Raw genomic sequence first — 17,902 nt, 5'->3', positions numbered from 1 at the left:
TTAACTAAAATATAAATTATTTTGAAAATAGTGTCAAGATAAAAATTTGGAACTAGATCACTCTTTATGGAAATGATGAAAAATTTCCTCAGCAACATTTTTTGGCATTTTAGCTTCTATTAACTCATCGATTGATGCCTCTTTTATTTTTTTGACTGATCCAAAATGTTTAAGAAGAGCTTTCTTTCTTGTTCCACCCACTCCTGCTATACCATCTAAAGCAGATTGAACCATTGATTTACTGTGTAGCTGACGATAGAATTCTATCGCAAATCTGTGTACCTCGTCTTGAATTCTTTGTAATAAAAAGAATTCTTGGCTCTGTCTTCCAAGTTGGACAATTTGAGGCGGTTGTCCTATTAATAACTCAGAAGTGCGATGCTTTTCATCTTTAACAAGCCCAGCTGTTGGGATGAATAGACCTAACTCATTATGGAGTACATCTTCAACTGCAGCTAGATGGCCTTTCCCACCATCCACAATTATTAAGTTTGGTAAAGGTAGATTTTCTTTTAATGCTCTCGAATATCTTCTACGTACAACCTCACGCATTGAATCGTAATCATCAGGACCTACGACAGTTTTGATTTTATATTTACGATAATCTTTTTTTGAAGGTTTTCCGTCTATAAAGACAACCATAGCTGAAACAGGATTTGTTCCTTGAATATTTGAATTATCAAATGCTTCAATTCGATACGGGGTTTCAATATTTAAAATATCCCCTAGTTTTTCTATTGCTTTAACCGTTCTTTCTTCATCTCGCTCAATTAATTTAAACTTCTCACCTAGACCAATTTTGGCATTTTTATTTGCTAATACAACAAGTTCCTTTTTTTGGCCTCTTTTTGGTTGGAATACAGGAATTTTCAGTAAACCTTTTAAAATTTCAGTATCCACTTTATCTGGTACAAAAATTTCTTTTGGTTTTATATTGTGTGGTTTTTCATAAAATTGCCCAATAAATGATAGGAACTCTTCTTCTGGTTCATCGTAAATTGGAAAATATGATACATCTCTTTCAATTAATTTTCCTCTACGCACAAAGAATACTTGAACACACATCCATCCCTTATCAACCGCATATCCAAATACATCTCGATCAACTAAATCACTACTCATCATTTTCTGCTTTTCCATAGTCGCTTCAATTGATACAATTTGGTCTCGATACTCTTTCGCACGCTCGAAATCTAATTGTTCAGATGCAGCAAGCATTTTTGCCTCTAATTCTTTTCGAATTTGATCTTCCCCACCGTTTAGAAAACGAGCAATTTCATTAACTATTTCTTGATTTTGTTGATCAGTTACTTCTTTTACACAAGGCGCAAGACACTGACCAATATGATAATATAAACAAACTTTATCTGGTAGTGAAGAACATTTTCGTAATGGATATAGACGATCTAATAATTTTTTTGTTTCATTAGCGGCTGTAGCATTAGGGAATGGTCCAAAATATTTTCCTTTATCTTTTTTTACATTTCGCGTAATCAATAAGCGAGGATGCTTTTCAGCAGTTATTTTAATAAAGGGGTATGATTTATCATCCTTCAACATGATATTATATTTCGGATCATATTTCTTAATTAAATTCATCTCAAGAATTAAAGCTTCCATATTTGAAGAAGTAACAATATATTCAAAGTCAGTTATCTCTTGAACTAATCGATATGTCTTACCATCATGGGATCCCGTGAAATAAGATCTAACTCTATTTTTTAAAACTTTAGCTTTTCCTACGTAAATGATTGTCCCTTGAATATCTTTCATCAAATAGCAACCAGGCTGATCAGGTAGAAGTGCTAATTTTTCTTTTAAGTGATTGTCCATTTCCTCTCACCTCTTTCGTGCATTTGTACACTTAATATTATAATCTCCACATTTAAAAACTGAAAATACTTTAATGGTATTAAGTAAAAATTAAGTTTTCTATAGTAACTTTAATTTCATCAATAGAAGAAAAGGAGAAATGTTGAGATGAAAAAAGTAAGAGTAGTTCATTTTTGGATTGGTGTGATTGTTTCGGTTTTCCTACTAATCGAATCTGCTACAGGAATTATCCTGTATTTCAATAAAGGTGGCGAAGAAAAAGGAAGATTTTCTATGCAAGGTCAGTTTCCATCGGGTGGACAGTTTAATGGAAACCAACAATCTCAAAATAGCGATCAAAATACTACACTTCAAAATGGACAAAGTGGAGATAATACTCAAACTCCATTTCAAAATTTTGGAAAGAGACCTGAGCAGTCTGCATTTTCAGTGAAAAGCTTACATACCGGTATAATTGGTTTAATTAGTGGTATCGGTCTTTTCATACTTACAGGAACAGGATTAGCTCTATCTTGGATTTTGTGGAATAATAAACGAAAAATCAAAAAAAGAAAAGAAAAAGTAACAATGGCTATTTAAGAAAGAGAGTGTCCCGAAAAGTAAATCTTTTATGGGACCTCTCTTTTTTTTCAGATTCCAAATCAGTGGTGAATTGGCATTATAAAATAGTCAATAGGAAAAATAGACTTTAATAGATCTTTTAAATATGATAAATAGCATTTTTTGAATGTCCTTTTAATGATTTTAAAAAGTTACATTACGCTAAGTAAAGGTATTTGATTAGTGTTTATCTCAGGACACTTTTTGATGAATAAGTTGATTGGAATGGAGGGGTGCTCGACTCCTATGGGATTAGCGGGAAGGCTAAAGACCCTGCAGGCTTGCCGAGGAGGCGAAAGACTGAAATGGAAATCAACATCACTCTACTCCTTTTACGGAAATTTTAATGAATTAACAAGGTATTTTTTCAACAGTAAAAAAGGACACTATATAGTTAGTGTCCCTTCAGTGTGTAGACAAAGTACTAAAAACTTGATTTTCAGACTGGTCTAAAACCATCCAAAAGGATGGTTTTTATTTTAAATTATAGCTTAGAAATTAAGAAGTCGCAGTTTCCACTTCAACTTGTTCTTGCCCATTACCTTCTTTATCTCCAGCTTTTCTATTCGTTAATTTAATTGGTGTTAAGAATAATGTTACGATGACACCAATTATGATGAATCCTAAACCAACAAAGAATACTTGGTGTAATGAATCCATTAAAGATGTTTTAATGATTGGTAACATACCTTCTAAAATTGGCTTAGGAATTAGCTTCTTAGCATCCGCATTAAATAACATTGTAAATACAGATTGAGGAGTTGTATTAATCATATCTTTAAATTTGTCTACTAATGGCGCAGCTTGTGCTGGTAATTTATTTAAAAATGGAACCAAATCATTATTTAGAAGTGTTCCTGATTTACTGTTCATTACAGCACCTAAAACAGTTGCACCAAAAGTACCACCGATTGAACGGAAGAATTGGCTAGAAGATGTTACAATCCCTAATTCCTTCTTATCAAATACTTCTTGTAGAGCTAGTGTAATTGTCGGCATTACTAAACCAATACCAAGACCCATAACTCCCATAAAGATTGTTGCAATTGTTTTACTTGAATCCATATCTAAAGTTGTTAATAAGTATAAACCTAATGCAATTACAAACATTCCTGTAATAATTTGTGGTTTAATACCTACTTTAAATACAACCTGACCACCAATAATACTTGCAATAATCATAGTGATCATCATTGGCGTCATAATTGTTCCTGATTGTGTTGCACTTACTCCAACAATACCTTGCATGAAGAATGGTACGAACATAATTGCACCAAACATAGCTATTGTCATAAAGAAACCAATTAAGTTTAATGTTACAAAAGTTCTATTTTTAAATAAATGCATTGGTAGAATCGGTTCTTTAGCTTTATTTTCTGCGATAACAAAGCTAATGATTCCAATTACTGCTAATACAAATAAACTAATGATTTGCCATGAATTCCAATCATACTTAACTCCACCTAAACTTAAAGCAAGGAGTAAGCTTACAACACCGATAATCATCGTCACCATACCAGCGATATCGAAATTGATTGGTCCAGTATTTTTTCTTCCTTTTAAACCTAATGCAATAAAAATTGTTGCGATAATCCCTACTGGAAGGTTAATGTAGAATACCCATTTCCAGTTTAATGAATCAACAATCCAACCACCGATTTGTGGACCGATTACTGAAGCTAAACCATAAATACCACCGAAAACCCCTTGGAATTTCGCACGTTCTTTACCTGTAAATAAATCCCCGATTACAATCATCGCCATTGGCATCATTACGCCGCCACCGATACCTTGAATACCACGGTAAATAATTAATTCAGTCATGTTGTGGGCAATACCACATAATGCGGAAGCTGCCATAAATATAACTAAACCTGCAATATAAACACTTCTACGACCTAATAAGTCTGCTAATTTTCCTGCGATTGGCACTACAGTAGTTGAAGTTAATAAGTATGCTGTTGTAAGCCAAGTCATCATACTTAAACCACCAAGGTCCCCAACTATTTTAGGCATTGCAGTACCAACTATCGTGCCATCCAATGCTGAGAAAAACATTGCAATTATTAGACCAATTAGCAATAGTTTACGATTGCCTTCTTTTTGTCCAACTGTATTTGAAGTCAAAATATATTTCTCCCTTCTCTTCCATATCTTTTTTCTTTTTATATTTACTAATACAAAAAAGTATTTTGTAAAAATTTCTATAAATCAGCTGCAGCATTTGCAAGCTTTTCAGTAATCTGAGCAAATTGTAATAACTCATCGTCAGAAAGGTTAAACAAGAAACTTTCAAAAATTTCTTTTCGATCTTTTATCACTGATTCTAATTTTTTAATACCTTCCTCAGTTAACATAATATTTACAACTCTGCGGTCTTTTTTATCATGTTCTCTATATACAAAGTCATTATGTTCAAGTCGATCAATCATAAATGATACCGCACTTGGTTTTACACCCATCATCTCTGCTATTTCAGATATTTTACAGCTTTCTTTTTTTCGTAAGTACATTAAAACAAAAAATTGAGTAGCTGTTACACCATGACTATTCATACTTTCTGTCACTTTTGGTTGCATTTTATGAATAGTACTTTGAAGTGCAATCTGAATTCGTTCAATGTACTCATTTTTGTTACCCAAAAAGTTAACCTCCTTTAAAAATTAACCTAAATAAATATTTAATGTCTGTTAAATATTAATGCTTATTAAATATAAAACGTGACAGAAAAATAGTCAATCTCATTTACATTAGAAATTTTTAACTTCTCTAATTGATGATTTTGATAATTATAATGAAAACCTTTACATTGGCTTAAGATATTGGTTTTATAAAATATTGTTCTAACCGAATTTTTTTTTTAGTTAAAAATGCAAAAAAAAAGAAATGCACTCATATTATGAGTGCATTTCTTACAAATTATAATTAACCAATATGTGGAGTAATTAATTCTTCTAATGCTTCTTTTGGTTTGAAACCTAAAGTTTTTTCAACTACTTCGCCGTCTTTAAGAACGAATAATGATGGAATGCTCATAACTTCAAATTTAGCTGCTGTTTCTTGGTTTTCATCAACATCAACTTTAACAATTTTAACTTTATCTCCGTATTCAGAAGCTAATTCTTCTAATACTGGAGCAATCATTTTACAAGGACCACACCAAGTTGCCCAAAAATCAACTAATACTACACCTTCTTTTGTTTCTTCTGCAAACGTTGCGTTTGTTGCATTAACAATTGCCATTTATTTTTCCTCCTACCTGCGCAAGCTACATTAGTAAAATATGTAGATTGACATAATTTGTTATAATTTTAAAGAAAGTATACCATATGAGAATTAGCATTTTCTATTTATTTGCTCAAACTTACTATTTCCAAACAAATAGTTGATATACGAATGAAAGGAATAAAAAAGTGATAACATTTGAAAGAATTACAACAGACTTAATTGAAGTAATCGAAGAAATTACAAATTCAAATCAAAATTACAATTTAATGGAGAATGGTCGTTTAACACGAACGAAAGAAGAACTAATAAAGGAATATTTTGTTTCCTCACAACAAACGGAAACTTATTTTATCAAATTAGATGAAACCTATATAGGATTAATTGATTTTTTAGCGCTAAATCCTAAAGATGGCTTTCCGTGGTTAGGTCTTTTAATGATCCATCATGATTACCATGGATATGGATTTGGAACAAACGCATTTGTATTATTTGAAGAATTACTTATAAAAAGAAATATTCACGGTTTACGATTAGGTGTGCTAATTAATAACCAACAAGCAAAATCTTTTTGGAAATCACAAGGTTTTAAATATGTAGAAAATAAACAGAATGCAGATGGTATTGAAGTAGAAGTTTATGAAAAGATTTATTCATGATATTTTCATATTTAAGTGTTAAAGTATTGATTGTTTGCTGCATGAGACGTTAAGTTAATCGATCTAGTCCATGAGTAACAATTCAATTCGCTACTTTTGTCACAAATTCGTAAAATCTTACTCGAATTAATGTCAGATTTTTATGTTAATATATTGTTGAATATAATAATAATATTCAAAAAATTTAACACGATAGGAGTGGCATTTATGAGAAAACCTTTACGTAAATCGTTTAATCAATTAGTTAATGAGAATAAACAATCTTTATTAAGAAACAAAGAAGAAATTGAAAAAATTGAAAGAAAAATTGAAAAGCGCCACGAATTATTATCTGAAAAAAACAAACTAAACAAAGCTATATCATAAATTTTAAGTAATCCTTGGGAGGGATTACTTTTTTTGTGTTGTACGAATAATAATTTAATCCATTCTCTTAATACTACCTATTTTCACCTTCTCCAATATAAGCATAAACCACATGTAAAAAATCACTTCTTTTTCCTTATGTATACTGCAAAATTCATTCTAACGAAATCAAATTTGTTAATTAAACTTCTCTTATAAAAGTAGCAATAATTAATCAACTAAAATAGGCGAACTCTTATAATAGTAAGACGTACTATATAGTACATTGGTCTAGAAATTGGAGGTAAACGTATGCATCATCCATTTTGGAATTCATATCCGCATCATCCCCAACATCCTATGAGAAACGGTGTTCAAGGTCATGTACAAACTGATCATCAATCAATCATGCAAATGTTTATGAATCTTGAAAATCAAATTACAAACCTTGTAAAAGCAATCGAAGCAAATAATGAATTACTTAGACAACTTGAACAAAAACAAAATCAAGTTGTAACAAGTGGCGGTGGGTCAGTCATTGTTAGGATGTAATGACAATGGCTTGTAAGAGATTAGAAAAACAATAAAGGAGGTGTTCCAAAAGCAAAATTACTTTTGAACCCCTCTTTTTTATTGTTAATTTTTTAAGGTACTTAGGTGACGTAAACTTGAAAAATACACAAAATAACCCACAAGATACTAATGTTCTTGTGGGCATCATTTATTGCTTCTATATTAAGAGTTAACTAATACAGCTTTAAATTCTTCTGTTAATAAAGGTAATACTTCGAATAAGTCACCAACGATTCCGTAATCAGCTACTTTGAAGATATTCGCTTCTGGATCCTTGTTAATTGCAACGATTACTTTAGAGTTTGACATACCAGCTAAATGTTGAATAGCTCCTGAAATACCACATGCAATATATAAATCAGGTGTTACAACTTTACCAGTTTGACCAATTTGTAAAGAGTAGTCACAATAGTTAGCATCACATGCACCACGAGATGCACCTACAGCAGCACCTAGTACTGAAGCTAATTCTTTTAATGGATTAAAGCCTTCTTCACTCTTAACTCCACGACCACCAGCAACGACCACTTTCGCTTCTGAAAGGTCTACACCTTCACTCGCTTTACGCACAACATCTTTAACGATTGAACGTAAGTCTTTAATCTCAACTGAAACAGTTGCTACATCACCAGTGCGAGTAGCATCTTTTTCTAATGCTGAAATGTTATTTGGACGGATTGTTGCAAAAATAAATGGATCTACCATAACTTTTTTCTCAAATGCCTTACCTGAGTAAATCGGACGAGTGAAAACAATATTTCCACCAGCTACTTCGATTGCTGTAACATCTGAAATTAGACCACTTTGCATACGAGCAGCAAGTTTCGGAGATAAATCCTTACCTAAAGCTGTATGACCGAATACTAGCCCATCTGGTTTTTCTTGATCAATAACAGCTAAAAGTGCTTGAGAATATCCATCTGAAGTATATGATGCTAATTTTTCATCTTCAACAACGATTGCACGATCTGCACCGTATTGAATCATTTCAGTAGCTAATGCACTAACTGATTTACCTACTAATACAGCAACTACTTCTCCGCCCTCAGCAACTGTCTTAGCCGTGCTTACTGCCTCAAAAGAAACATTTCGTAGTAATCCTTCACGAACTTCGCCTAATACTAATACTTTACGTGACATGTTATTTCCCTCCAAAATTTTCTATTACGATATTAATCTATTATTTAAGTTCTACTATTCAATAAAATTAGATTACTTTTGCTTCAGAACGTAATAACGAAACTAATTCTTTTACTTGATCCTTTAATTCACCAGTTAACACTTTGCCTGCTTCTTTTTTCGCAGGTAGGTAAATTTCAATTGTTTTCGTTTTTGCTTGAACTTCATCTTCTTCTAAATCTAGATCATCTAATTCTAATTCATCTAAAGGCTTTTTCTTAGCTTTCATAATACCAGGTAAAGAAGGATATCTTGGTTCATTTAAGCCTTGTTGAGCAGTGATTAATAATGGTAAAGATGTTTCAATGATTTCTGTATCTCCCTCTACATCACGTTCGATTGTAGCTGTCGTACCATTAATGTCAATTTTAGTAATTGTTGTCACGTAAGGAATATTTAATAATTCAGCAACGCGTGGACCTACTTGACCAGTACCTCCATCAATTGCAACATTACCTGCTAAAATAATTGAAGGATCTTTATCTTCTAAGTATTTAGCAATAAGTTTAGAAGTTGTATATTGATCAGCATTTGTTATGTCATCTTCAACGTTAATTAATACAGCTTTATCAGCACCCATAGCTAGTGCTGTACGAAGTTCTTTTTCACTATCTTCGTTACCAATTGTAATGACAGTTACTTCGCCACCATGAGCGTCACGAATTTGAATCGCCTCTTCAACTGCATACTCATCGTATGGATTTATAATAAATTCAGCGCCATCTTCTTGGATTGCACCATTTGAAATTGTAATTTTCTCTTCAGTGTCAAATGTTCTTTTTAATAGTACATAAATGTTCATTGTTATACCCTCCCAGGAAATGTAACTACATCTATTTTTTTAAAATATTAAACTACTTATTTATTAAACACTGGTTTTCTTTTTTCTAAAAATGCCGAAATACCCTCTTTTGCATTTTCAGTTGTAAAAATCTCTCCAAATAATTTAGACTCTTCTTCCACCGCTTCATGATAGGAAGTAGTTCTAGTAGAAGATAGTAGTTGTTGAATATATTGGATTGATTGCATACTTTTATTAGCAATTTTCGCTGCTAATGCATTTGCTTCATCTAATAAAGTTTCTTCTGGTACTACCATTGTAGCTAATCCAATTTCCTTAGCTTCAACACCAGAAATTGGTTCTGAAGTCGCAAGCATAACTAACGCTTTATCTTTACCTACATAACGTGGTAATCGTTGTGTCCCAGCAAACCCAGGAATAATTCCTAAGTTTAATTCAGGTAAACCAAGTTTTGCGTTTTCTGCAACAACTCGAATGTGACAGCTCATTGCAAATTCTAATCCGCCACCTAATGCAGCCCCGTGAATTGCTGCGATAATCGGCTTAGAATAATTTTCAACACGATCAAAAACTAATTGACCTCTTCTTGCAACAGCTGCTGCATCTTCAGCATTTTTGAAAGAAGTAAATTCTTTTATATCTGCACCTGCAGAGAAAAATCTACCTTCTCCATGAACAACTAAAACGCTTACATCATTGTTATTTTCTAATTCATCTAAACGCTTAACTAAATCAGCAAATACAACCGAAGACATTGCATTTGCTGGTGGATTTTGAATTGTTAATAATGCAATACCATCGGATATTTTACATTGAATTAAACTCATAGCTATTCCTCCCTATTTTTCAAAATGTACTAGAACGTTAATTTTGGTAACCGCATCCTCTTATTAATAGTTGGTGAACTTTATCGGCTTTTGACTCTAAATCTTGTTTTTGACCTGTCATTACCCAATGTGTCATCACTTCATCAATCGTGCCGAAAATCATTTGTCTAGCTGTACGAATATCCAATTGTCTGTCGAACAAACCAGTATTGACTCCTTCATTTAAAATTGAATCAATGATATGTAGATACTCTTTTAGTACCTCATTTATTCTTAATCTAAGGTCGATATTTGTTTGTCTTACTTCCAATTGCATAACGATTGCTAAATGCGAATCTTTAGACATTTCATAAAAGTGAGTTTTTACCAACATTAATAATTTCGATATCGCGTCCGGTTTACCTTCAATTTTTTCACGAATTTTTTGAGTAAAATTTCCCATCTTCTCTTCAAACAGTGAAATTAAGATGGATTCTTTATTTTTAAAATATAAATAGATTGTTCCGTCAGCTACACCAGCCTGTTTTGCAATTTTAGAAACTTGCGCCTGATGGTAACCATTTTCGGCAATTACAACAACCGCAGCATCAATTATTTGTTTATATTTTGGTTTATCTCTTTTCATTTTTTATTTAACCCCTTCTTACAGTGAATGAATAATCATTCATATTCTCATAATACAAATTTATCAGAAAATTGTCAATTGTCCTGTAATATTTTTGTGTATAAAGTTTCTGTACAAAAGCTTTTAGTATTCTTTTTTAATCTTTGTACTTTCATTAAATTTTATCAGGTTTCTTTTTCAATCCTCTTTCTATTTATTTTAATAAAGTATTTTTATATTAGTTCGTAAAATTAAAGAGGGATGCTTATATTATCATCCCTCATATTTTATTATATTAAATTTTCATCTGAATCATCAGGTATTGTATTCTTTTGTTTTTCTTCTTCTAGTAATGTTCTTCTTAAGATTTTACCAATCATCGTTTTTGGTAATTCATTCCTAAATTCATAAATTTTAGGAACCTTATAAGCTGCTAAATATTTTCGACAAAAATCATCTAATTCAGCCTCGGTTACTGATTTTCCTTCTTTTAATACAATGTAAGCTTTAACTGTTTCTCCTCGATATGCATCAGGAATACCAACTATAACCGCTTCTTTAATAGCCTCGTGTTCATATAATACTTCCTCTATATCTCTAGGATAAACGTTAAACCCTCCTGCATTAATCATATCTTTCTTACGGTCAACGATATAAAAGAAGCCTTCCTCATCCATATAGCCTAAATCACCTGTATATAACCAGCCATTTTTTAACGTTGTAGCGGTTTCCTCTGGTCGATTCCAATACCCCTTCATTACTTGTGGTCCTGAAACGATTAATTCCCCAATTTCACGATAAGGTAACTCTTCATCAGTTTCTAGAGATACTATTTTAGCATCCGTACTTGGCCAAGGAACTCCAATGCTGCCCGTTACTCGCTTATCCCATAGGAAATTACTATGTGTAACTGGAGAAGCTTCTGATAAACCATAGCCCTCTACCAATTTTCCACCTGTCACCTTTTCAAATTGGTCTTGAACTTCAACAGGTAATGCTGCGGAACCACTTAAGCAAGCATGAATACTTGATATATCGTTATTCTTTAAATCAGGATGATTTAATAATGCAATATACATTGTTGGTGCACCTGGAAACAATGTAGGCCGATATTTATTGATCGCCTTAAGCATTTGCGTTGCATCAAATCTCGGAACGATAATCATTTCATATGCACACATGATAGATAAATTCATACATGTCGTCATTCCATATACATGAAAAAAAGGTAAGACAGTCAAAATCTTTTCTTGGCCCTTCTTACTTTTATATAACCATTTTTCTGCCATCAATGTATTTGATGCTAAATTTTTATGTGTAAGCATTACACCTTTAGGAAATCCAGTAGTTCCTCCTGTATATTGAAGTATTGCTACATCTTCTACACTACTACTTGAGAGATTCTGTTCAATCGGTGCAGATATTTGCATAATAAAACTAAATTGATGAACCGAATGATCATTAGGAATCTCAGGTGCCTTTGGCTGTTTTGAATAAGGATATAACAGCTTTTTAAAAAATGGTAAATAGTCCTTAATTCCAGTAACGAAAATATGTTGAAGATTAGTAGATTTTTTTACTTCGCACACTCTATTAATTAATAAATCTAAACAAATAATAGCTATTGCACCACTATCATTCATTTGATATTCAAGCTCACGTTCAGTATATAGCGGATTTGTTTGGACGATAATTGCTTCTGCAAAAAGAATCCCATAATAAGCAATCACCGCTTGAGGGCAATTAGGAAGCATAATTGCAACTCGATCGCCTTTTTTAATTCCTAAATTCCTTAAAAAATTGGCAAATCTTAAAGACTGAATATAAATTTCATTAAAAGTCATTGATTTCCCTAGAAAATTAAGCGCTTTCTTAGCTGGATATTTTGAAGCTGTTTGCTTTAAATATGTTGGTAATAAATCAAACTGTTCGTCTAATGTAGCTGGTATTTGCTCTGGATACTGACTCACCCAAGGCTTTAATCTTGGTTCCTCCATACCATTCACCACCAGTATTTTAAAAGTATGTTCATACTAAAATTAGTATATGTTACAAATTTCAGCTATACAATCAAAATATTAAGAATATTTAATCACTAGTGGTTTTTTGAGTTTTTTTTTGAATTTAATGAACTAATTCATCAATTACTTCATCGCTATCATAGTAAAAATTTGGAGGCAAATCGGTACGATTAGTCAACAATCCAAAATTGTATTCATCATAGTTTTCTAAAGTAAGAGAGTTGACTTTCCCCTCATTTGATAATGTTTTTACAAGTTTATATATAAATGAATATTGCGAATCAATAGTAGTTGTTGCAAGGTGAAATATCCCATTTAAATGATTTTCAATAATTTTTCTTACTTGCTTAGCAATACCTGTATCAATTGCATGATTTAAAAAAATATTATCATATGCGTCAATTTCTTGACCCTTTTCTATTTTATCCTTTATTTCATTTAATCTTGGTGAATTTTTTCCCCAAACCATTGGCAATCTTAATACGATTCCATTATCGCCCATCTCATTTTTTATTAATTCTTCACACTTTATTTTAAATTGTCCATAGTCAGATTCGGCAACAGGAAAATCGTTTTCAGCGTGATGCTTTGAAACTTCTCCATCAAAAACATTTGTTGTAGAAGAAAATAGAATTTTCGTTGAAGTTGATTTTATTTTTTCTACTATTCTAGAATGCGCCTCAAATTGAACATTAAAATCACCACGTAAACAAGAAACAATTACATCTGGGCAAATATGGTCAATCCAGGTCAATATTTGCTCTGAATCATGAATATCCCATTGTAATTGATGGTCATCTTTCAAATCTAATTTTGTTTGATTAAACGTTCCATAAACGTCATAATCAGGAGAAAATTCTTTTATTAAAGCTTTCCCAACTAGTCCGCTAGCACCTAAAATTAATAATTTCATTGTCTCTCTCCTTTTTACAAAATATTTAATAAACTTGTGATATATTGAATGTATCATAATAAACAGCGTTTACAAAGGTCATAAATTGAAAGTCCAAACTATTATGAAAGCTTTTAATCAAACAGACTTAAATGATAACAGGGAGTGGGGTTCATATGAAAACAAAGGTTCTTTTAAACAACCGTATTGTCGATTTAAAATCTGCAAATGTAAATATTTTAGATCGTGGTTATCAATTTGGAGATGGCGTTTATGAGGTAATTCGTTTTTTCAATAAGTCTTATTTCGAACTCGATGCACATTTAATTCGCTTGAAGGAAAGCTGTGAAAAAATATTAATACCTTTTAAAATGCACCTTAAAAAGCTTGAAAGTGATTTAGTTTATTTAATGAACACTTGCGATTATGAGAACGGATATCTTTATATCCAAATTAGTAGAGGTGTAATGAATCGAAATCATATTTACCAAGACGAAGCTAATTTAAAGCCTCAACTGATTGCTTATACAGTAAGAGAAGATCATAGACCATTACAACAAATGGAAAAAGGAATAACTGCCTATCTAACAAATGATATTCGATGGCTCCGCTGTGATATAAAAAGTTTAAACTTATTAGGTAGTGTTTTAGTAAAAAATGAGGCTTACGCTAAAGGAGCGAAAGAAGCAATTTTGCATAGAGATGGGATCATTACAGAAGGATCAGCAACAAACGTTTTTATCGTAAAAAACTCTACTCTATACACTCATCCTGCCAATCACTTAATTCTAAATGGCATTACTCGAAAAGTAGTAATTGAAATTGCTAAAAAAGAAAGACTCGAAGTAAAAGAGATTCCATTCTCAATTGATGAACTCTTAAATGCGGATGAAGCTTTTACAACAGCATCAGTTTCTGACATTATACCTGTTACTTCAGTTTTAATTGATGAAAAATCCTATTCTATCGGTTTAGGAAAGCGTGGAGAAATTACAAAGAGAATTCAAGATTCATACACTCATTTAATTAATAAAATTCCGCAGGATCAATCAACAAACTAGCATAAACTATATAGTCAATAAATACCACATTAATTGCACCTCTTTTGTTGTTTTCGATTACAAACGAAGTGCAATTTTCTTTTTTATATTTGAATAAATATAATATTGTATATATAAAATGTTACATACTGCAAATTCCTATACTGTCATCGTAATTTCATTTTTAGTAAATAGGCTTTACATGTTTATGATGTAAATATGTAAAAAGGGTGATTGCTATGGCAAGTTTAACTTCTTATGTAAAACGTATTTTTAATTCATTATTTACAAATTTAGCTGAGACAAAAGGAAAAAAAATAACCGGTAACAAATCAAAAAATTGGATTAGTTATGGAGATAGTATCACTTCGTCTAACGGATGGCAGCCTGCTGTAGCGGAAAAGTTAGGATTGACGCATGTGAATAGAGGGATTGGGGGCACAACCATAGCTGAAAATGGTTCGATTGCTTGGATTGATAAGAATGGAAATTACAAAGGTCAACCACCTAAACCACAGCCAAAAGGAACGACAGAAATTTTATCAAGTATGTGTAACAGCCAAAGAATTAATGCTACCATTCCACTTAATACTCAACTTTTAACAATAATGGGTGGAACAAATGACTTTGGTAGAGGTATACCTTTAGGAAAAGGGTTCCCAACAAATGAACGACCCAATTTAGACGAATCTACATTTATCGGTGCTTTGTGTTCAATGATTGAAAAAATACAAAAAAGGTTACCAAATTGTAGGATCATTCTTATGACGCCCGTACCTAGATATCACAACGGAAAATATGAAGATAAAAATAAAGCCGGTTATTTAACATCTGATTATGCTAATGCTGTAAAAGATGTAGCTGCATTTTACGCATTGCCATGCATCGACCTATACGCTAATGTCGGGTGGAATCGAATGAACGGTGAATATTATTTAATTGATAGTATGCATCCTAATAAAACAAGAGGATATAAACGTGTCTCGGAAATTGTAATTGGAGAGTTAGAAGTTCTACAGCAAGATGTTAAAAAGGATTGAAGAAGAGGGTAATCATCATCCAACAGAAAATTAAGCAATCAAAAAATAGATCTCAAGAGTCTGTAATTTGACCGATGAGATCTATTTTTTTTATTGTCTTTTTACTAATCTAGCTACATCTTTCCACTTTACTTTTTCACTGTAATACATTACCCCATTCACATAAATACGACTAGCAACACGGGTTAAAATCATTATTGAAACGATTAAAATTAATATACTAGCACTTATTTCGATAAAATTCATTTCTCCACTTACAAATCTAGAAAATGCTACAAGTGGAGCAAAAAATGGGATATATGAGCTAATTTGAACAAATGTACCAGCTGGATTTACTAATGCATTGATACTAATAAAGAATGCCGCTACGACTAAAATAGTAATTGGCATCAGAACCATTTGGAGCTCTTCTGTTCTTGAAACAACTGATCCAATTGCAGCGTAAAGTAATCCATAAAGTAAATAGCCTAATAAGAAATAAACTACAAATGCAATGATGGTTGAAGCATCTAATGCCTCTAAATCTATTTTCATTCCGAAAAAAGATATCGCATTCGTATTAACCCAGCCTAATAAATTGGCAAAAAGAAATGCTATTCCTAATACAATTAATTGTGCACAAGCTACAAAAAATACCGCAATGACTCTTCCGTATAAAGTCACGACAGGACTTACTTTTGGTAGTAATACCTCCATTACCCTAGAAGACTTCTCAGCAACAATTCCTGTTGCAATTGAGTTTCCATAAATTAATAGAAACATATACAATAAGAAACCGAAAAAATAAGCAATTCCGAATGTAGCCATCGGATTTTTTAGAACATTTTCATTTACTTCTACTTTTTGCAATAACTTTGTTGCAGATTGAGGCGATAGCTTTAAATCTTTAGCAGTTTTATTTAAGTAATTTTGCTGTAAATTCATATTTACGGCTGAAAGCAATTCACTATTTGAGAACTTTTTATACGTATATTGAACTGACGGGACATTGTTCTTTTCGGTAAGAATAAGCAGTCCATCTTTAGAACCATCTTCAATCTGATTTTTTAAATTTTTTTCTTTTGATACATCGCTCTGCTCAATCTTTGCAGATTTAATCATTTTGTTTAAACTAGCAATATCTACTGAATAATTTTTCGAGTTATCTATTAATACAATTTTATCTTTATCCTTATTACTCTTTTCTGTACCAGCAAAATATTTTTGCACTCCAAATATTCCAACGACTAAAACAAATAAAATAATACTCATAATCATCGTTGCTCTCGCCAAAAGGCCTTCACGTAAATGAAATAAAAAGACCGTACTAAACTTCTTCATTTATCTCGCCCTCTCTATAAAGATATCATTTAGTGTAGGCTCTAATAATTGGAACTTCTTAATAGAACCCAAGTCTGACTTAATACGATTTAAAATCGTAAAAGCCTCCTCATCACTTTTTACCTTTACGTAAATTCCTAATTGCTTCTGTTCATACCTAACATGATTGGAATCTAGTATTTCTTTAATCGATGTTAGATCTTCTAAAATTAAATTTCTATACCCATAGTCTTCTTTTAAGCTATTTAAACTACCTTGGGCGACTACATTACCGTTCTTCAGGATACAAACATGCTCACAAAAAGCCTCTACTTGATCCATACGGTGACTTGATAAAATAACCGTTTTCCCTTTCTGAATTTGTTCGGTAATAATTGAAGCCATTAACTCGGCATTAACTGGATCTAGTCCACTAAATGGCTCATCTAAAATAATCAATTCAGGGTTATGTAATAAGGTTACAATTAGTTGAATTTTTTGTTGGTTTCCTTTTGAAAGTTCCCCAGCCTTTTTATTTCGATAATGTGGTATTTCTAGACGGTCTAACCAATATGTTATTGCCACATCAACTTCTTTATTAGACATACCTTCTAATTTCCCGAAGTATTTAAGCTGATCAACAACCTTGCTTTTGGTAAATAATCCTCTTTCTTCTGGTAAATACCCTATCTTAACTTTATCAGCTTTAAATGGGCTCCCTTTCCAAGTTATTTCTCCTTTTGTAGGTGTAAGTAGACCTAATAACATTTTAATGGTGGTCGTTTTACCTGCTCCATTTCTGCCTAATAAACCTAATACTCTTCCTGTAGGCAAAGTCAATGACAATTCGTTAACGGCAATCGTATCTCCAAATTTTTTAGAAAGCTGTTTTATTTCTAAAGTCAACGCTCTTCCCCCTTTTTGAAGTTTAAGTAAAAATATACTTAAATTTATTCCTATACA

Annotated in this window: 18 protein-coding genes; 6 read left to right on the top strand and 12 right to left on the bottom strand. The window is 32.0% G+C overall.

Annotated features, from left to right (window positions below; genetic code table 11):
- Positions 1-57: 57 nt before the first annotated feature.
- The gene (gene uvrC, locus RAH41_RS03465; protein ID WP_331220671.1) at positions 58-1,833 is read right to left on the bottom strand and encodes an excinuclease ABC subunit UvrC; all 1,776 of its coding nucleotides are present in this window, start codon (positions 1,831-1,833) and stop codon (positions 58-60) included.
- 147 nt (positions 1,834-1,980) lie between these two features.
- On the opposite strand from uvrC, the gene RAH41_RS03460 reads away from it, so the two are divergent.
- The gene (locus tag RAH41_RS03460; protein ID WP_331220670.1) at positions 1,981-2,412 is read left to right on the top strand and encodes a hypothetical protein; all 432 of its coding nucleotides are present in this window, start codon (positions 1,981-1,983) and stop codon (positions 2,410-2,412) included.
- A 519-nt stretch (positions 2,413-2,931) separates the two neighbouring features.
- Here RAH41_RS03460 and RAH41_RS03455 read toward each other — a convergent pair.
- From RAH41_RS03455 to trxA, 3 genes are all read right to left on the bottom strand, one after another.
- Positions 2,932-4,560, bottom strand: a complete 1,629-nt coding sequence (locus RAH41_RS03455) for an MDR family MFS transporter (RefSeq protein WP_331220669.1) — start codon at positions 4,558-4,560, stop codon at positions 2,932-2,934.
- Positions 4,561-4,637: 77 nt separating this feature from the next.
- Positions 4,638-5,075, bottom strand: coding sequence for a MarR family transcriptional regulator (locus tag RAH41_RS03450; protein ID WP_331220667.1), 438 nt, complete (start codon positions 5,073-5,075; stop codon positions 4,638-4,640).
- A gap of 283 nt (positions 5,076-5,358) precedes the next feature.
- Positions 5,359-5,676, bottom strand: a complete 318-nt coding sequence (trxA, locus tag RAH41_RS03445; RefSeq protein WP_088068441.1) for a thioredoxin — start codon at positions 5,674-5,676, stop codon at positions 5,359-5,361.
- Between the two features lie 170 nt (positions 5,677-5,846).
- On the opposite strand from trxA, the gene RAH41_RS03440 reads away from it, so the two are divergent.
- The 3 genes from RAH41_RS03440 (at position 5,847) to RAH41_RS03430 (ending at position 7,214) form a co-directional block, all read left to right on the top strand.
- Positions 5,847-6,317: a GNAT family N-acetyltransferase gene (locus RAH41_RS03440; RefSeq protein ID WP_331220663.1), complete on the top strand. Its 471-nt coding sequence runs from the start codon at positions 5,847-5,849 to the stop codon at positions 6,315-6,317.
- 207 nt (positions 6,318-6,524) lie between these two features.
- Positions 6,525-6,683, top strand: a complete 159-nt coding sequence (locus RAH41_RS03435) for an FbpB family small basic protein (protein ID WP_331220661.1) — start codon at positions 6,525-6,527, stop codon at positions 6,681-6,683.
- 291 nt (positions 6,684-6,974) lie between these two features.
- Positions 6,975-7,214, top strand: a complete 240-nt coding sequence (locus RAH41_RS03430; RefSeq protein ID WP_331220659.1) for a hypothetical protein — start codon at positions 6,975-6,977, stop codon at positions 7,212-7,214.
- A gap of 183 nt (positions 7,215-7,397) precedes the next feature.
- Here the strand turns inward: RAH41_RS03430 and RAH41_RS03425 are convergent, their stop codons facing one another.
- From RAH41_RS03425 to RAH41_RS03400, 6 genes are all read right to left on the bottom strand, one after another.
- Positions 7,398-8,375, bottom strand: coding sequence for an electron transfer flavoprotein subunit alpha/FixB family protein (locus RAH41_RS03425; protein WP_331220657.1), 978 nt, complete (start codon positions 8,373-8,375; stop codon positions 7,398-7,400).
- A gap of 67 nt (positions 8,376-8,442) precedes the next feature.
- A complete protein-coding gene (locus tag RAH41_RS03420) occupies positions 8,443-9,216 on the bottom strand; it encodes an electron transfer flavoprotein subunit beta/FixA family protein (RefSeq protein ID WP_331220655.1) in 774 nt (257 codons plus the stop codon).
- A 56-nt stretch (positions 9,217-9,272) separates the two neighbouring features.
- Positions 9,273-10,043 (bottom strand): enoyl-CoA hydratase, encoded by a 771-nt coding sequence (locus tag RAH41_RS03415; RefSeq protein ID WP_331220653.1) that lies wholly within the window; start codon positions 10,041-10,043, stop codon positions 9,273-9,275.
- Between the two features lie 37 nt (positions 10,044-10,080).
- Positions 10,081-10,668 (bottom strand): TetR/AcrR family transcriptional regulator, encoded by a 588-nt coding sequence (locus tag RAH41_RS03410; RefSeq protein ID WP_331220651.1) that lies wholly within the window; start codon positions 10,666-10,668, stop codon positions 10,081-10,083.
- A gap of 269 nt (positions 10,669-10,937) precedes the next feature.
- On the bottom strand, positions 10,938-12,644 hold the full coding sequence (locus tag RAH41_RS03405; RefSeq protein WP_331220649.1) for an AMP-binding protein: 1,707 nt from the start codon (positions 12,642-12,644) through the stop codon (positions 10,938-10,940).
- 127 nt (positions 12,645-12,771) lie between these two features.
- Complete coding sequence (locus RAH41_RS03400; protein ID WP_331220648.1) at positions 12,772-13,581, bottom strand: sugar nucleotide-binding protein; 810 nt, start codon at positions 13,579-13,581, stop codon at positions 12,772-12,774.
- A gap of 155 nt (positions 13,582-13,736) precedes the next feature.
- On the opposite strand from RAH41_RS03400, the gene dat reads away from it, so the two are divergent.
- Together dat and RAH41_RS03390 are read left to right on the top strand one after the other, a co-directional pair.
- Complete coding sequence (gene dat / locus RAH41_RS03395; RefSeq protein ID WP_331220646.1) at positions 13,737-14,621, top strand: D-amino-acid transaminase; 885 nt, start codon at positions 13,737-13,739, stop codon at positions 14,619-14,621.
- 218 nt (positions 14,622-14,839) lie between these two features.
- Positions 14,840-15,640, top strand: coding sequence for an SGNH/GDSL hydrolase family protein (locus RAH41_RS03390; protein WP_331220644.1), 801 nt, complete (start codon positions 14,840-14,842; stop codon positions 15,638-15,640).
- A gap of 90 nt (positions 15,641-15,730) precedes the next feature.
- Here the strand turns inward: RAH41_RS03390 and RAH41_RS03385 are convergent, their stop codons facing one another.
- Together RAH41_RS03385 and RAH41_RS03380 are read right to left on the bottom strand one after the other, a co-directional pair.
- Positions 15,731-16,960, bottom strand: coding sequence for an ABC transporter permease (locus RAH41_RS03385; protein WP_331220642.1), 1,230 nt, complete (start codon positions 16,958-16,960; stop codon positions 15,731-15,733).
- Entirely contained in the window at positions 16,961-17,845 is an 885-nt protein-coding gene (locus RAH41_RS03380; protein WP_331220640.1) for an ABC transporter ATP-binding protein, read from the bottom strand.
- Positions 17,846-17,902: the final 57 nt, after the last annotated feature.

The sequence above is a fragment of the Gottfriedia acidiceleris genome (assembly GCF_036421055.1).
GTDB classification, from domain to species: domain Bacteria; phylum Bacillota; class Bacilli; order Bacillales; family Bacillaceae_G; genus Gottfriedia; species Gottfriedia acidiceleris_C.
This window is presented reverse-complemented; position numbering and strand designations above follow the sequence as displayed.